At 54.0% G+C, this 16,743-nt stretch carries 12 protein-coding genes; 8 read left to right on the forward strand and 4 right to left on the reverse strand.

The genetic code is table 11. The features are described 5' to 3' along the window. The first annotated feature begins 18 nt into the window (after positions 1 to 18). The 5 genes from ppa (at position 19) to TH468_RS06435 (ending at position 4,414) form a co-directional block, all read left to right on the forward strand. A complete protein-coding gene (ppa, locus tag TH468_RS06415) occupies positions 19 to 543 on the forward strand; it encodes an inorganic diphosphatase (protein WP_085642712.1) in 525 nt (174 codons plus the stop codon). 370 nt (positions 544 to 913) lie between these two features. Continuing rightward, positions 914 to 1,456 (forward strand): L,D-transpeptidase, encoded by a 543-nt coding sequence (locus TH468_RS06420; protein WP_085642713.1) that lies wholly within the window; start codon positions 914 to 916, stop codon positions 1,454 to 1,456. 69 nt (positions 1,457 to 1,525) lie between these two features. After that, on the forward strand, positions 1,526 to 2,500 hold the full coding sequence (locus tag TH468_RS06425) for a DUF2333 family protein (RefSeq protein ID WP_085642714.1): 975 nt from the start codon (positions 1,526 to 1,528) through the stop codon (positions 2,498 to 2,500). A 162-nt stretch (positions 2,501 to 2,662) separates the two neighbouring features. Then, complete coding sequence (locus TH468_RS06430; RefSeq protein ID WP_085642715.1) at positions 2,663 to 3,232, forward strand: NifU family protein; 570 nt, start codon at positions 2,663 to 2,665, stop codon at positions 3,230 to 3,232. A gap of 195 nt (positions 3,233 to 3,427) precedes the next feature. After that, complete coding sequence (locus tag TH468_RS06435) at positions 3,428 to 4,414, forward strand: glucosaminidase domain-containing protein (RefSeq protein ID WP_085642716.1); 987 nt, start codon at positions 3,428 to 3,430, stop codon at positions 4,412 to 4,414. 79 nt (positions 4,415 to 4,493) lie between these two features. On the opposite strand, the gene TH468_RS06440 is transcribed toward TH468_RS06435, so the two are convergent. From TH468_RS06440 to TH468_RS06455, 4 genes are all read right to left on the reverse strand, one after another. Continuing rightward, positions 4,494 to 4,955, reverse strand: a complete 462-nt coding sequence (locus TH468_RS06440; protein WP_085642717.1) for a hypothetical protein — start codon at positions 4,953 to 4,955, stop codon at positions 4,494 to 4,496. A 106-nt stretch (positions 4,956 to 5,061) separates the two neighbouring features. Continuing rightward, positions 5,062 to 5,406 (reverse strand): hypothetical protein, encoded by a 345-nt coding sequence (locus TH468_RS06445; protein WP_139834655.1) that lies wholly within the window; start codon positions 5,404 to 5,406, stop codon positions 5,062 to 5,064. A gap of 215 nt (positions 5,407 to 5,621) precedes the next feature. After that, a complete protein-coding gene (locus TH468_RS06450) occupies positions 5,622 to 7,889 on the reverse strand; it encodes an NADP-dependent malic enzyme (RefSeq protein ID WP_085642719.1) in 2,268 nt (755 codons plus the stop codon). Between the two features lie 306 nt (positions 7,890 to 8,195). After that, the gene (locus TH468_RS06455; RefSeq protein ID WP_085642720.1) at positions 8,196 to 8,693 is read right to left on the reverse strand and encodes a hypothetical protein; all 498 of its coding nucleotides are present in this window, start codon (positions 8,691 to 8,693) and stop codon (positions 8,196 to 8,198) included. 183 nt (positions 8,694 to 8,876) lie between these two features. Between TH468_RS06455 and mutS the strand changes: the two genes are divergently transcribed. The 3 genes from mutS (at position 8,877) to murJ (ending at position 16,663) form a co-directional block, all read left to right on the forward strand. Continuing rightward, positions 8,877 to 11,600: a DNA mismatch repair protein MutS gene (gene mutS / locus TH468_RS06460; RefSeq protein WP_085642721.1), complete on the forward strand. Its 2,724-nt coding sequence runs from the start codon at positions 8,877 to 8,879 to the stop codon at positions 11,598 to 11,600. 211 nt (positions 11,601 to 11,811) lie between these two features. Next, a complete protein-coding gene (locus tag TH468_RS06465; RefSeq protein WP_085642722.1) occupies positions 11,812 to 14,565 on the forward strand; it encodes a [protein-PII] uridylyltransferase in 2,754 nt (917 codons plus the stop codon). 547 nt (positions 14,566 to 15,112) lie between these two features. Next, entirely contained in the window at positions 15,113 to 16,663 is a 1,551-nt protein-coding gene (murJ, locus tag TH468_RS06470) for a murein biosynthesis integral membrane protein MurJ (protein WP_085642723.1), read from the forward strand. Positions 16,664 to 16,743 lie beyond the last annotated feature (80 nt).

Here is a 16,743-nt window from a genome sequence, read left to right on the forward strand (position 1 = left end):
GAAAGGGATTTTCCCCATATGGATCTCAGCAAGATTGCCGTTGGCAAAGATGTTCCCTGGGACGTTAACGTCGTCATCGAAATCCCGCAGGGCGGACCGATCAAGTATGAAGTCGACAAAGACTCCGGTGCTGTCTTCGTTGACCGCTTCCTCCATACCTCGATGTATTATCCGGTAAATTACGGTTTCATCCCGAGCACCCTTGGCCTGGATGGTGATCCCGTCGATGCCATGGTCATGTTCCGTGAACCGGTTGTTGCTGGCTCGGTCATTCGCGCCCGTCCGGTCGGTGTTCTGATGATGGAAGACGAGGCCGGACAGGATGAGAAACTGATCTGCGTGCCGCACGACAAGATCGATCCGTACTATACCGATATCAAATCCCACGAAGATCTTCCACAGATTCTGCGCGATCAGATCCAGCATTTCTTCGAGCGTTACAAAGACCTCGAAAAAGGCAAATGGGTAAAAGTCACCGGTTGGGACGGCGCCGAGAAGGCCGCCAAACTGATCGAAGAAGGTGTAGCCCGTCTCGGCAAATAAGCCGATTTATGTGCGATGGCTTTCTAACGCCCCGCCCGGATTCCGGTGCGGGGCGTTGCCATTTGAACATGACACCAAAAAACATACATAATCTCAATTCGCTCGGGACTATTGGACAAAGGATTTGTTCCATGCAGGCGAAGCACGCCTGACGCAGGCATTAAGCCTTCCGCCCCTTTCCAAAGGTATTTTTGGTTACCTGCTAAACCTGACAGTCTGCATTCCCGTATCAACTTTGCGTGCAATCATTGTAGCTGATACGGCATTGCCACAAATTCACCTTTGTTGTTTCTCAACATCTTCAAGAAATTTTCTGCAAAACGCTTTGGCGACAGCACTTTAGACAACCGGAATTCAGAGTTTCAGACCAATGCAAAGCAACCTGCAAACCATTACGCCGTCCGATCCGGTAGAAATGATTGTCTCGACAGATGGATTGCTGCGCTTTGAGGACCGGGAATTCCGCTGTGCAATTGGCAAAAACGGCGTGGTCTCTGCCGATGCCAAGACCGAAGGTGACGGTAAAACGCCGGCTGGAACCTGGCGACTGCGTTATGTTATGTATCGCTCTGATCGCCGCGCAAGCCCCCATACAGACCTTCCAGTCACCACTATTTCCTTTTCTGATGGCTGGTGCGACGATCCTACCCATCCGGACTATAATCGCCCCGTGCGGCTTCCGTTTGATGCCAGCCATGAGAAACTGTTTCGCGACGACGGGCTTTACAACCTCATCGTCGTACTTGGTCACAACGATGATCCTACCGTCCCGGGAAAAGGGTCGGCGATTTTCATGCATATTGCCCGCCCGGATTATACCGGCACCGAAGGCTGCGTTGCGCTTGGCGAAAAAGATCTCGAAACCGTTTTGTCAATGTGCACGACTGAAAGCTATATTCGGATTGATATGTAAAATCATGGACTTGCCGTTGTGGCAATGACACCCTAGTTTCATGCTGCATGCCATTGACCGGGACGGATCATGATTGAAGACGATTATCTATACAAAAAGAACGGTATTTCCGGTTTCGGAGCACGCATCAGGCGTGTTTTCAGCTCTCGCAAGTTTTGGGTGGGCAGCCTTACCGTTATTGTGTTGGTCGCTGTCATCTATTATCCGGTCGGCATGGCACTGGTGCACAAGATCGACGACAATCCCGATTTCACCGGTAATTATCAGGGCGGCAGCCATTCGGTAAGCACCGCATCCGCATTGATAGATCGCGAAATCAATCAGAACCGATGGACGGCGAACGATCCCTTCTTCCTGCCAAGTGCTGCATTGGATAATATGCCGAACTTCCAGACTGGTATTGTGTATGCCCTGTCACGGTTTGCGATTGAACTGTCCGATCAGATCGGTCGAACACGTGGATCAAGCCAGGTTGACCCCGATCTGGATGATGCAGCAGGCCTCCTGAAATTCAGAGGTGACAAATGGGTCTTTGATCCCAGCGTGTCACTTTTGCCCGGTGTAACCTCCGAACAGCAATACCGGCAGGCTATTGCAGCGCTTAACCGTTATAATCAGCGCCTTGCGGATGGCAAGGCCGTGTTTGAACGCCGTGCTGACAATCTGCAGGAAACGCTGAACCGTTTCGCCAATGATCTTGGATCAGCATCCGCACTGATTGATGACAAGGTCGAAGACCCATCCCTGTTTGATCGCACTTCTGATGATGTCTTTTATGCCACCAAGGGCCGTCTTTATGCCTATAGCCTGATCCTGCGTGACCTTGGCACCGATTTCGAACAGGTCATCAATGAACGTCAGGTAGCACCAGCCTGGGCGGAAATGATCGGCTCGTTGCAGGCAGCAGCAGCTCTTGATCCACTGGTTGTGGTCAACGGTTCGGCCGATGGCATTGTTTTCCCAAACCACTTGGCCGGGCTTGGTTTTTATCTGCTGCGCGCCCGTACCCAGATGCGCGAAATCAGCTCTATCCTGCAGCGATAAGACAGGTTCCCCGCACCGGGTGTCAGATCACGAATACCTGAGTTGCGCGCTCAGACTTGATCTTTTCCTGTTTTTGCCCCATTTAGGGCCTAACCAGATGAAATCGGGAACGCCGTGCGGGCAAGATTTGCCCCGGCCCCCAGAGTGAGAGGACAAGCCGACATGTTCATTCAAACCGAGCCGACTCCGAACCCGGCAACACTAAAATTCCTGCCCGGCGAAGATGTTATGGGCCGTCAAGGCACCGCCAACTTCACGGCAACCGATACAGATATAAAATCACCGCTTGCCCGCAAGCTGTTTGAAGTTGAAGGCATCACCGGGGTGTTTCTGGGCGGTGACTTCATCACCATCACCAAGGACGATGCCAAGGACTGGCAGACACTGAAACCGCAAATCCTTGGCGGTATCATGGAGCATTACACCTCCGGACAGCCGGTTCTTGATCAGAATTCCGGTGCCGCCACCGGTGCCAGCACCGCATCAGATGGAGATGATGAACTGGTCAGCCAGATCAAGGAACTGCTTGATACCCGTGTCCGGCCGGCCGTCGCGCAGGATGGCGGCGATATCGTCTTCCACAAATTCGAAGACGGCGTTGTCTTCCTTGAAATGCACGGCGCATGCTCCGGCTGCCCGAGCAGCACGGCGACCCTTAAAATGGGCATCGAAAACATGCTGCGTTATTACGTGCCGGAAGTTCAGGCCGTAGAACCGGTCATGGCTGACTGATTTCCCGATTCGCAAAATTTTTTCCGCCCGGCGCGCACAAATCACGGTGCCGGGCGTTGTCATTGCTCGCGCGAACGCAAACGCGGTTAAGGAAAAATTAACCTTTTCGATATTGCAGGTTGCGATCCGCGTGACACGCAGGCATAGATAACGGCTCGCATGAACCGACAGTTTTACTGATCCTGGAGAAACAACATGAATAGCGCAAAAGAAGGCAGTTACCGTAAAATTGCGCTTGCTTCAGTGTTTGGAGCGGTAGGTTTACTGTATTTTGGTATTTTTGGCGGATGGGATATCACCCCGTCACCCAAAGGTATGAGCTTTGACGAAGTTGCAGCAGTTACCGTTGCGCCGGAAAAAAAGAACGTCAAACCGCTCTACCGTCGCGATCCAGAAGTGATCGCGCTTAACCAGTATTATCAAAGCATCGGCTATAGCCTGTCGGGTGTGCAGGAAATTCCACGCGTCTATATCAAACGCGTTCCCAAAGGCATGCGCGATCTGGCATCCGCAGACGAGCGCAAACAGATTTTCATTCGAATCATGCTGCCGCTGGCATTGCGTGTGAACGAGGAAATCACGGCACGACGTGATCGCCTGATGGCTATTCAGAGCAAGAAATATTCCGGCGACCCGATCAGTGCGGCTGAAAAAGAATGGGTCGATCAGATGATGAAGCGCTATCGCGTGACGGATGGCGGTGTCACCGCACTGCTTGAACGCATCGATATCATTCCGCCATCTCTGATGCTTGCTCAGTCCGCTGAGGAAAGCGGCTGGGGCACGTCGCGCTTCGTGCGCAAGGGGAATGCCCTGTTTGGCCAGTGGGCCTGGGATGAAGACGGCATCGTCCCAGAAGATCGTGCCGAAGGCAAAACCCACGTCATCAAATCGTTTAACAGCCTGATCGACAGTGTTCGTGCCTATGCACGCAACATCAACTCGCACCCGGCATATGCCGAACTGCGCGCTGAACGTGCCAAATTGCGTGAAGGCGGCGAAGTCGTGCTTGGTTGGGATCTGGCCGATACACTAACCAAATATTCCGAACGTGGTGAAGAATATGTCGACTCGCTTCACGCCATTATGCGCGTGAACGGTCTTGAAACATTCGACGGGATCGGTTTCGCGTCTGGCGATATACCGCCGCCGCCAAGTGTTCTGGCACTTCTTGAAGATTGATCGCACCAATCGTGCATAAAAAAGGGACCGTTTTCACGCGGTTCCTTTTCTTATTTCCGTAAATGGATATCGCCAGATTCTATGGCCGGTAAATCCAGCCTTTCTCGGATTTGACCAGCCGGATCTCGCTTTCGACAATGCGCCTGTCACCCGCCTTGAACTCGCCTTCCTTCAAGGCCAGCATCTTGGTCTTCACCAGATCAATTGCTTCGCTGACAGTGTCACCAACCGTATCAAGGTCCCCGGCGGCCTTGCCTTTTTCCGTGACGTCTTCGGCAAAATCCGCGACCGAGCGATCAAACACCAATTCGTAACGCACCATAACTGTCGTTTCATCGTCGGCTTCTTTGATGCTGTTGGTCTTTGTAACATTTTCAACATGACCAACTTTGGCATAAGGATCATCACGGAAACGTTCGATCACGGCCGTAGTGATTTCATCACCCGTTGGACCCTCGGTCTTTGTGTCCTCGCATGCAGCCAGAGCGACCATCGCCGGAACAAACAGAATAAATGCAAAAAAACGACTGATGCTGTGCATCGACAAGTTCCTTATGCCTAAAATACGTTTTATGGCACTAACCTGTTACAGTCCGATGTGGCAGAAATCGGGTCGATCCACGCTATTGTCCAAACGATAAAAGCCATCAGGGCTGCGCGATCCATTTGCCTTTAATCTTGACGAAATCGACGACCCGGGCGACGTCAAAGCGCTGATCTTTTTCAAATTCACCATAAAGGCTGGTCAGGCCCGTCAATTCAACAGTCCCAAGAATACCAAGATAATCACGAAACCGCATACGTTCGGCTTCCGAAGCTGCTCCCGGATCGGCAACAATGCGAATGGCATTGGCAAAATCAATGTCAAACACCAGTTCGTATCGCACAGATACACGGCTGCGATTGTCGCCTGCTCGCTCCGTATCGGATATCTCGATATTTTCCAGATGCGATAGCATGCCTATCAGGGCTTCATCGTGCAGTTCGTTCAAGCTGGACGTAATCAGTTCTGACGAAGGCCCGGAAGCATTGCAACCGAACAGAATCAAAAAAACTGTGCATAGCCCAAAACGCCATTTGCATGAAAAATTCAACGTCACGTTCCCACGATTACCGGTTGTTTTTTGTTATATTCCGGCCTCTTAAAGTAAAATGGCGGAAATTGCATCAGCAATTCCGCCATTTTAACAATATTGTTTAGCGCAACTTAGCCGTGTTCTGCCTCGTGTGCGGCCAGTGCTGCCAGGTTGACAAGGTCGTTAACCGTACTGCCCATCTGAGTGATCTGTGCCGGCTTTTCGAGCCCGATCATCACCGGACCAACAACCGTACCACCGCCCAGCTTGTCGAGAAGCTTTGACGCCGTTGTCGCCGCATGAAGGGCCGGCATTACAAGCACATTGGCCGGGCCGGAAAGACGGCAGAACGGATAAAGCTTCAACAGTTCAGTATCAAGCGCCACGTCGACCGCAATATCACCATCGAATTCAAAATCGACATTTCTGCGCTCAAGGATGCCGACCGCCTCGCGAATACGGTCGGTATCAGCACTCCACGGGTTGCCAAACGTCGAATGCGATACCATTGCCACACGCGGCTCGTGACCAAGCTGACGGGCTTTCTCGGCCGCCTGGATCGCAATCTCGGCAAGCTGCTCGGCATCGGGCATGTTATGCACACGCGTATCGGCAATAAACACCGTCCGGCCTTTTGCAATTGCTATCGAAAGACCCATCGGGATTTCGCCCGGCTTGGCATCGATCACCGAACTGATATCGGTAAAGCTGCGATGGAAGTTTCGCGTCAGGCCGGTAATCAGGCCATCGGCATCACCCTTGGCCACCATGACCGCGGCAAAGACGTTACGCTTCTGGTTGACCATGCGTTGGCAATCACGCCACAGGAAGCCCTTACGCTGCAGGCGACCATACAGGAACTCGGCATATTCCTTGTTCTTGTGAGAAAGGGCCGCATTGCTGATTTCGACACCTTCAAGGCTTTCGATACCGAGCGATTTGGCCGATTCTGCGATCCGGTCCTCGCGCCCGATCAGGATCGGAGTGCCATAACCGGAATTGCGATAGGCCACAGCCGCACGAATAACGGTTTCCTCTTCGCCCTCGGCAAAGGCGATGCGTTTCGGATGCGCCCGTACATAGTCGGAAATCAGTTGCAAATGCGCTGCCGTCGGGTCAAGGCGTCCGCGCAACTGATTTTCATATTCAGCCATATCAATGATCGGACGACGTGCAACACCACTGTCCATCGCGGCCTGTGCCACGGCCTTGGGCACCGCAATGATAAGGCGCGGGTCAAACGGTGCCGGAATGATATATTCCGGACCATATTGCAGGCGACGGCCGGAATAAGCCGCAGCAACCTCGTCAGGCACATCTTCACGCGCCAGTGACGCCACCGCATGCGCCGCGGCAATCTTCATTTCCTCGTTGATCGTGGATGCCTGAACGTCAAGCGCCCCGCGGAAGATATAAGGGAAACCAAGCACGTTATTGATCTGGTTGGCATAGTCCGAACGCCCGGTGGCACAGATCGCGTCATTTCGGATCGCGGCGACGTCTTCCGGGCTGATTTCCGGATCCGGGTTTGCCATGGCAAAGATGATAGGCTGTTTGGCCATGCTTTTGACCATGGCCGCCGTCACCGCGCCCTTGACCGACAGGCCGAAGAACGCATCCGCCCCGTCCATCGCTTCTTCCAGCGTGCGGGCATCTGTTTCGGCCGCGTGCGCCGATTTCCACTGGTTCATGCCGTCTTCACGGCCCTTGTAAATCACCCCGCGCGAATCGCACATGATGACGTTATCGGGCGTCACACCCATGCTTTTGACCAGCTCGCAACATGCAATGGCCGCCGCACCAGCCCCGTTAATCACGAGCTTGATGTCTTTAAGCTCACGCCCCGTCAGGTCGCAGGCATTGATCAGTCCGGATGCGGCAATGATCGCCGTACCGTGCTGGTCGTCATGGAAGACCGGAATATCCATCAGTTCGCGTAGGCGTTGCTCGATGATGAAGCATTCCGGGGCCTTGATGTCTTCAAGGTTGATCCCGCCGAACGACGCGCCAAGGAAGCGCACGCAATTGACGAACTCGTCAACATCCTCGGTCGACACTTCAAGGTCCAGCCCGTCAACATCGGCAAAACGCTTGAACAGGACCGCCTTGCCTTCCATTACCGGCTTGGATGCCAGCGCACCCAGATTACCAAGCCCCAGAACGGCCGTACCATTCGAGATCACGGCGACGATATTGCCCTTGGACGTATAGTCATAGGCCGTCGCCGGATTCTTGGCGATTTCGAGGCATGGCACCGCCACACCTGGTGAATAGGCAAGTGAAAGATCGCGCTGTGTGGTCAGCGGCTTCGACGGAGTGATTTCGATTTTTCCGGGGCGGCCACTTGAATGAAACAGCAGCGCTTCACGGTCACGAACCTTGATTTCTGAATCTGACATATATTTTCACTGACGCTTGCGTGGTGGGTTGGAAAGCGGTGAGAACCTGTAAACTTTAACCCGGCAATCAGGTGTGGAGCCATCATGCCGGACTGCTCAATAAATCAGGCTTCTGGCCCCGGGTCAAAGGCGACGTTAACGGCAACCGCAAAATTACGTAGCGTTTTCCGTATGTTGCAGCGCATCATATGCTAACCGCACACCAACCGTACATAAGAAAGGCGACCATTTCTGATCGCCTTTAACGTTTTAGCAAACCATGTTCGTCATGCCGAAAAATGCAAATACGCACCCAAAATCAAGGGATTATCCCTGATGAAGATGAATGTTTTCCGCGCCGTTCTTTTTCAGAATCGCGATCGCCTTGGCTTCTGCATCCTCCTTGTCGGGATCAATCCGCACCCACAGGATCACCGACCCGGCATTGATCGCGCGGGCGAAATCTTCGGTATGCGGGGTTGATGTAACTTCCTCGATAAACTCGCGAAGCGCCACGGCGCCAACGCCCGCACCAACCGCAAGCGCCACCGGCGCGGTTGCCGCCCCGCCAAACAGTGCAATCGCCCCCGATGCCACCAAAGGCACCTCGTATTTTGCCTCACCAACCAGTGCGGTCAGCACATCGGACCAGGACCGACCATCCGCCCCGGCAACATCGATCGATTCATGGGAGCTTAAAACCGACAGGTCCGTGCGCGAAAATCCGCTCTCGCGCAATTCCCGAACCGCAGCATCAAAACCGTCTTTTGTATCGAATAATCCAACCAGTTCCGGTGCCTGACGAGTCGCTTGGTCTGCTGCCATCTTCTTATCTCCTTGGTCACTGGTCAAAGGGCGGCAAATCGGCGATGATCGTGCCACTTTGCTGCCTGCGTATCTTAACATATTTTACAGAAAATCAGGCATTGCAATGGCATAGGTCAAAAACTGCTCCCGGGCCGTTTCATCCCCTCGTCAATGCCTTCAGGGTTTGCTATCACACTCGTCATGAACAATATTGCCGATCCTTCCGATACTCAGACCGTCCCCCTTTCGTTCGATACCGAAGGTGCGACCCCGATGATGATGCAGTTCCTTGAAATCAAGGAGCAGTATCAGGACTGCCTGCTGTTTTACCGCATGGGCGACTTTTACGAGCTGTTCTTCGACGATGCCGTCAAGGCGGCCGAGGCACTCGATATCGCGCTGACAAAACGTGGCAAACATCAGGGTAACGAAATTCCCATGGCCGGTGTTCCCGTCCATAGCCACGAAACATATCTTCAGCGTCTGATCCGCAAGGGTTTCCGTGTCGCTGTCTGCGAACAGATGGAAGACCCCGCCGAGGCCAAGAAACGCGGCGCCAAATCCGTCGTCAAACGCGGCGTTGTCCGACTGATCACGCCCGGTACCCTGACCGAAGACAGCCTTCTGGATGCCCGGCGCCATAACTATCTGGCCGCCATATCCGAAGTTCGCGGCAAGGTCGGCCTAGCCTGGCTTGATATGTCGACCGGCGATTTTTATGTTCAGCCATGTGATATGGGCGGGCTTCCTGCCGCCCTTGCCCGTCTTGACGCTGGTGAGCTTCTGATATCGGACAAACTTCTGAATCGTTCGGAAATGTTCGATATCTACGCCGAATACAAAAACGTCATCACCCCGCAACCCGCATCACGCTTTGATGCCGAAAATGCCCAGCTGCGCCTTAAAAAACTATATGAAGTTGCGGCTCTTGACGCTTTTGGCGGATTCGAAATTGCCGAACTTTCGGCGGCCGGGGCGCTGATCGATTATGTCGATCTGACCCAAAAGGGTCAGATGCCGCGCCTTGCCCCACCGCAACGCATGGCTGCGGGTGCTGCAATGGAAATCGATGCCGCCACCCGCCGGTCACTGGAATTGACCCAGACCCAATCAGGTGAACGCAAGGGATCGCTTTTATCGGTCATCGACCGAACCCGGACGGGCGCCGGCGCACGGTTGCTGGCCGCCCGCCTGTCCGCACCGCTGACCGATGCAGGCACGATCAATAAACGCCTTGATCTGGTTTCCTATTTCCATGATCGCGATGCCCTGCGGTTCGATCTGCGTGCTGCCCTTGGCGAATGCCCGGATATCGAACGTGCATTGTCACGTCTTTCAGTCGGTCGTGGCGGTCCACGCGACCTTGCTGCGATGCGTGATGGTCTGGCCTGCGCCTTTGCGATTGGTAACCTTCTGCACAAACCCGACGGTGGCAATGACGGACTGACGACCCAACCCGCTGCCCTTGTCGATCATCTGACCGGTATGGGCCATCATGGCGATCTGGTTGATTTGCTGCGCCGGTCGCTCAGCGAGAATCTGCCGCTGCTGGCACGTGATGGCGGTTTTATCGCAAGTGGCTATCACCCGCCGCTTGATGAATTGCGCATGCTTTCAAGCGAAAGCAAAAAGCTGATCGCCAATCTGCAGGCCCGATATACCGAACAAACGGCCATCACCAGCCTTAAGGTCAAACACAACAACGTCCTTGGCTACTTCATCGAAGTACCAGCCAAACAGGCTGACCGGATGATGGAAATCGATGAATTTATACATCGCCAAACCATGGCTAATGCGGTCCGTTTCACCACGGTCGAACTGTCCGAACTCGAAAGCAAGGTTTCCAAGGCCGGGGATCAGGCGCTTGCTCTTGAACTTGAACTGTTTGACACACTGGTCGCAAGTGTCCTTGAACATGCCGATGCCATTGCCCGCTGCGCGCAGGCGCTGGCCGGACTTGATGTGTCGGCCGCCTTGGCCGAACTGGCGCGTGATCAGGGATGTATCCGCCCGACCATTGATGACAGCCTTGCCTTTGATATCCGTGGCGGTCGCCATCCGGTGGTGGAAGCCGCCCTGCGCGAAAATGGCGACAGCCCCTTTGTCGCCAATGACTGCCGCCTTGAAGGCGAACAAAGCCTTTGGCTGATTACTGGTCCGAACATGGCCGGTAAATCGACCTTCCTGCGCCAGAATGCCCTGATTGCGGTTCTGGCCCAGATCGGTGCCTTTGTCCCCGCGGAAACAGCGCATATCGGTGTGATTGACCGGCTGTTTTCGCGTGTCGGGGCGGCGGATGATCTGGCGCGTGGCCGCTCGACCTTCATGGTCGAAATGGTCGAAACAGCCGCCATCCTTAATCAGGCATCCGATCGTTCGCTGGTTATCCTTGATGAAATCGGGCGTGGTACGGCAACATTTGATGGTCTTTCAATTGCGTGGGCAGTTGTTGAAAACCTGCACGAAGTCAATAAATGCCGTGGCCTCTTCGCAACCCACTATCATGAACTCACAGCCCTTGCCGCCAAGCTTGCCCATCTGTCCTGTCACACCATGCTGATCAAGGAATGGCAGGGCGAAGTCGTCTTCCTGCACGAAGTCGGTGCAGGAAGTGCGGATCGGTCTTATGGCATTCATGTTGCCCAGCTCGCAGGTCTGCCCAAACCAGTGATCAAACGCGCCGAACAGGTACTGAAAACCCTAGAGAAGGGCGAACAGGGCGGTGCGGTTTCAAAACTGGCCGATGACCTGCCGCTTTTTGCTGCCGCAATCGAGCAGGTCAAACAGGAAGAGAAAGCCAAAACCCCTGCATTGTCGCCGGAACATAAGGCCCTTCTGGATGCTGTGGCTGAAATCGATCCCGATAACATGACCCCGCGCGAAGCCCTTGATGCGCTGTATCGCTTGCGCGCCATGCGCGATTGATTTCGCATCTGTCGCGAAAAATATCGGCCAACGCATTAAAAACAGGCACTTTGCCCTTATATCAGGCAGGTGCCTGTTTGCTTTTTGATGTTAAACTCCGGCGATCAGCCTAACACTGGCATCGGAAACACGGCATGCCATATGCATTGTGGTGGACCCAAAAGGGCAACCAGCCCGTTTATGCCAGACGCGACCGAGGAAACCACTTCAAGTGACGTATAGAATCAAGAAACAGCGCGAAATCATCGACCGCCGCAAAATCTTTGCCGAGCTTGAAACCATCGCTGCCAATGCGGATCTGACATCCTTCAAACAGCGTGCGGAAATCCTTAAACACCTCAAAGCCGTTCTGGAGAATGGCCGCAAGGTCATCCGTGCCCGTTTCGAAGAAACCAATTCCGGGCAGGACGCGGTCTTTTCCAACAGTTTCCTGATCGATCAGATTGTCCGTCTGATCCATGATTTCGCCCTGAAATTCGTCTATCCGCTGCATAATCCAACCAATGAGCAACGCATGGCGGTTGTCGCGGTCGGCGGTTACGGTCGCGGCGATATGGCGCCGCAATCTGATGTCGATATCCTGTTTCTGTTCCCCTACAAACAAACCGCGCATGGCGAACAGGTTGTCGAATACATCCTTTATATGCTCTGGGATCTAGGGCTGAAGGTCGGTCATGCCACCCGTTCGATTGATGACTGCCTGCGCATGGGCAAACAGGACATCACAATTCGCACCAACCTGCTTGAAAGCCGGTTCGTATGGGCGGATGAAGAAGTCTATAACGCCTTCCGCACCCGCTTCATGGAAGAACTGGTCAAGGGCACGGGGCTTGAATTCATCGAAGGCAAGCTGAACGAACGCGATGAACGCCACATTCGCATGGGTGATTCCCGCTATGTGGTTGAACCCAACGTCAAGGACGGCAAAGGCGGCCTTCGCGATCTTCATACCCTGTTCTGGATCGGCAAATACCTTTACCGCGTCAGCAACCCGCTTGAACTTGTCGACCTCAAAGTCCTGACCCGCAAGGAAGCACAAGGCTTTCTGAAGGCACAAAACTTCCTGTGGTCGGTGCGCTGCTGGCTGCATTACCTGACCGGACGCGAAGAAGACCGCCTGACATTTGATATGCAGCGCGATATTGCCGATAAGCTTGGCTATACCGACCATGCAGGCGCATCAGGTGTCGAACGCTTCATGAAACACTATTATCTGATGGTGAAACATGTCGGCAACCTGACCCGCATCTTCTGTGCCGCCCTTGAAGAACGCCATCAACGCAAACCGCTGATCCGCTTCCCGGCACGTTTCTTTGGCAGCAAGGAAGTCGACGGTTTTCAGCTGCGCAATGATCGACTGACGGTCGATAGTCTCGAAACCCTGCAAAGTGACCCGATCCAGATTTTGCGCCTGTTTCTTGTCGCCCATCAGAACGGGGTCGGCATTCACCCCGAAACGTTGCGCTGGGTAACACAAAGCCTAAAACTGGTTGATCACAAACTGCAAAAGGATCCGGCCGCGAACGAGGTCTTTCTTGAAATCCTGACCCACCGCGATACGCCGGATATCCCTCTTCGCAAAATGAACGAGGCCGGATTGCTGGGCCGCTTCATCCCGGATTTCGGTCGTGTTGTTGCCCAGATGCAATACGACATGTACCACACATATACCGTGGACGAGCATACCATCCGTGCGATCGGCATATTGAACCAGATAGAACGCGGCGAACTGGCAGAAGAAGCCCCGGTTGCCACCCGTATCATGGAAAAGGTGATTTCGCGCCGCGTGCTTTATGTCGCGGTATTGCTTCATGATATCGCCAAGGGCCGAGGCGGTGATCATTCAGAACTCGGCGCCGAAGTCGCCGAAAAGCTTTGTCCGCGTCTGGGCCTGTCGCCTGCCGATACCGAAACCGTCGTCTGGCTGGTGAAGGCCCACCTGTGGATGAGCCTGACGGCGTTCAAGCGTGACCTGAATGATCCAACCACGATTCGCGCCTTTGCCGATCTGGTCCAGTCACAGGAAAGACTGCGCTTGCTATTGTGTCTGACGGTCGCCGATATTCGCGCCGTTGGTCCGAATGTCTGGAATGGCTGGAAGGCAACGCTTCTGCGCGAACTTTTCTATGCCACCGATGATCTGCTTTCGGGCGGCCTGAACGCCGATAGCCGCGATTCACGTGTCGCCCGTGCTCAACAGGCGCTGCGCGATGCGCTAGCCGCGTCCGGATCCAACTGGCCAGAACAGGATGTCGAGGACTTCATTGATCGCGGTTATCCGTCCTATTGGCTCAGTTTTGACACCGAAACCCAGGTCCGTCATGCCCATCTGACCCGTGATGCCAAGGCAAGCGGTGCCGACATCACGATCGATATGCGCATTGAAACCGATATCGATGCCACCGAAATCATTGTCCACACCACCGACCATCCCGGGCTGTTTTCCCAGATTGCCGGGTCGATGGCGCTGTGTGGCGCCAATGTCGTCGATGCCAAAATCCTGACCCTTGCCGACGGCATGGCACTTGATACCTTCTTTATCCAGGATACCAATGGTGAGGCCTTCAACGACAAATCCAAGCTCGATAAATTACGCAAAACGCTTGAACAGGTGATTTCAGGCCGTCTGCGACCGAGTCAGGAAATCGAACGTCGCCAGATCAAGGATAACAAGCACCGTACCGCCGTCTTCAAAGTCGAGCCAAACGTCATCATCGACAACAAGGCCAGCCGCACCCATACGGTCATTGAAATTACCGCGCGCGACCGACAGGGTCTGCTTTACGACGTCACACGCACATTACGCGACCTTTCGCTGCAAATCGCATCGGCGCGTATTTCGACCTTTGGCGAACGCGCAGTCGACGTTTTCTACGTCAAGGACGTGTTTGGTCTGAAAATTGATAGCCGCACCAAATTCCTGCAGGTCAAGGAAACCCTGACCCAAACCTTGGAAAACGGCTGAAAACCGATCCGAAAACACAAAATCCCCGCCCCTGCGGTTGGCCAAACGCCAAATCGCCCCGGCAGGGATCCGTGTTCAATGACGCAAGCGCCATGATCGAATTTTTATTTTGTGTCGGAAGTTTGAACGGACGAGGGCTGGTCGGTCCTGAAACCTGATGTTATGGCCTGTTGTCCCGTAACATCATATTCCTCGGAATGCAGCAGGTTGAGGTGGAGCGCCTTTATCCCTCGTCCGGTCAGAATAGCGAGGCTCGCGTCCCAACGAATCCTCAGCGAGTTGCAATGTATGAGTATTGAAGCATATTTTCTGTGACGGTTGTCACAACCACTTGCATTTTTTACAAAACCACAGTCCATTTCACAAAAGTTCAATGTTTGTGTGCCTATTTAGGCAAAAATTATCGCCTCTCACTCACCGCTAATCCGCCGTCATTACGAGTTATTCACCTTCGACTGGCAGATTTCATGACTAACGAACCCGGTGGGACTCTTTGCCACGGTTAAAAAATATTCTGGTTCATAACTTTTTTTGGATTTGATTGCGAATGTCGCTCGTACGTTCCATTGCCACGGTCAGTGGTTTTACCCTGATCTCGCGTCTTCTGGGTTTTGCCCGCGACATCATGATTGCCGGGATGCTAGGTGCCGGTGGCATGGCTGATGCCTTTTTCGTCGCCTTCAAATTTCCCAACCTGTTCCGCCGCCTGTTTGGCGAAGGTGCGTTTAACGCCGCCTTTGTACCTTTGCTAGCCGGAGATATTGAAAAACGCGGCCTTGATGTCGCGCGCGAATTTGCCGCACGCGCCATGTCGATGCTGATCCTGATTACCGGTTTTCTGGTCGCGATCATCGAAATCACCATGCCTTGGGCAATGCATGTCTTTGCACCGGGATTTGCCGAAGACCCGGAAAAATTCGCCCTTGCCGTCGAACTGTCGCGTATTACCTTCCCCTATCTCGCCTTCATTTCGGCTGTTGCCCTGATGTCGGGTGTGCTTAACACCCTGCACCGCTATGCCGCGGCAGCGGGTGCGCCCATCATTCTCAATATCTGTCTGATCGGTGCCCTTCTGGGACTGACACCGATGACCGAAACCCCGGCCCATGCCCTGGCATGGGGGGTTGCGATTGCCGGTATCGCGCAGTTCGTTTGTCTGGTGATTGCCTGCAAACGCGCCGGTTTTGCCATCAAATGGCAATTGCCCAAAATTGATGACCGGATCAAGTTGCTGGGCAAACGCATGATCCCGGGCATGATCGGTGCGGGAGTCTATCAGTTGAACCTACTGATCGATACCATGCTGGCATCCCTTGTTTCGGATGGTGCCGTATCCTGGCTTTACTATGCCGACCGCGTGCATCAATTGCCGCTAGGCGTCATCGGGATCGCGATTGGCACGGCCCTTCTGCCGACCCTGTCGCGTCAACTTCAGGGGGCAGACCCAAAAATCGCAATGTATAGCCAGAATCGCGGCATAGAAATCGCATTGCTGCTGACCCTGCCTTCCGCGGTTGCGCTTGGCGTAATGGGTATTCCGATCATCAATGTCCTGTTTGAACGCGGTGCCTTTGGCGCCAGCGAAACGCTGATGACTGGCATGGCGCTGACCATTTTTGCCTTTGGCCTGCCCGCGTCGGTTCTGGTCAAGGTTCTCGCGCCGGGATTCTTTGCGCGCGAAGATACTAAAACGCCCATCCGCATCGGCATTTCCGCCATGGTGATCAATATCGTTCTGATCATCGCCCTGATGCCGACCTTCGGCCATCTTGGGATTGCAGCAGCAACCTCGACCTCGGTCTGGATCAATGCAGGCGCGCTTGGCTGGATTCTGCACAAACACGGTGATCTGGCCTTTGACGACCGGCTTAAACGCCGGGTACCACGCATCTTGCTGTCATCGGTTCTGATGGGGCTTGCCCTGTGGTTTACCATCGACTGGCTGTGGCAAAATGACGCCCTTTCAATCACGCGCGTCATCACCATGGCCGGGCTGGTCAGTGGCGGATTGCTGATTTACGCCGTCACCGCACAGCTTTCGGGCGCGACCAGTTTCTCGGAACTGAAAACAACACTTAAACGCAGCAACACTGCCTGAAGACGACTATTGCACCTTATTTCCGTCATTTCGGGACAAGCCGCTTGACCAAATCCGGTCCGGCGGCTTAACTCCCGCCC

It is taken from the genome of Thalassospira sp. MCCC 1A03138, assembly GCF_002115785.1.
In the GTDB taxonomy this organism is placed as follows: Bacteria; Pseudomonadota; Alphaproteobacteria; order Rhodospirillales; family Thalassospiraceae; genus Thalassospira.

Coding starts and splice junctions, on each gene's coding strand:
- TH468_RS06435 (WP_085642716.1), top strand. CDS start 3,428: ATGAATAGCGCAAAAGAAGGCAGTTACCGTAAAATTGCGCTTGCTTCA.
- mutS (WP_085642721.1), top strand. CDS start 8,877: ATGAACAATATTGCCGATCCTTCCGATACTCAGACCGTCCCCCTTTCG.
- TH468_RS06455 (WP_085642720.1), bottom strand. CDS start 8,693: ATGGCAGCAGACCAAGCGACTCGTCAGGCACCGGAACTGGTTGGATTA.
- TH468_RS06450 (WP_085642719.1), bottom strand. CDS start 7,889: ATGTCAGATTCAGAAATCAAGGTTCGTGACCGTGAAGCGCTGCTGTTT.
- ppa (WP_085642712.1), top strand. CDS start 19: ATGGATCTCAGCAAGATTGCCGTTGGCAAAGATGTTCCCTGGGACGTT.
- TH468_RS06420 (WP_085642713.1), top strand. CDS start 914: ATGCAAAGCAACCTGCAAACCATTACGCCGTCCGATCCGGTAGAAATG.
- TH468_RS06440 (WP_085642717.1), bottom strand. CDS start 4,955: ATGCACAGCATCAGTCGTTTTTTTGCATTTATTCTGTTTGTTCCGGCG.
- murJ (WP_085642723.1), top strand. CDS start 15,113: ATGTCGCTCGTACGTTCCATTGCCACGGTCAGTGGTTTTACCCTGATC.
- TH468_RS06425 (WP_085642714.1), top strand. CDS start 1,526: ATGATTGAAGACGATTATCTATACAAAAAGAACGGTATTTCCGGTTTC.
- TH468_RS06430 (WP_085642715.1), top strand. CDS start 2,663: ATGTTCATTCAAACCGAGCCGACTCCGAACCCGGCAACACTAAAATTC.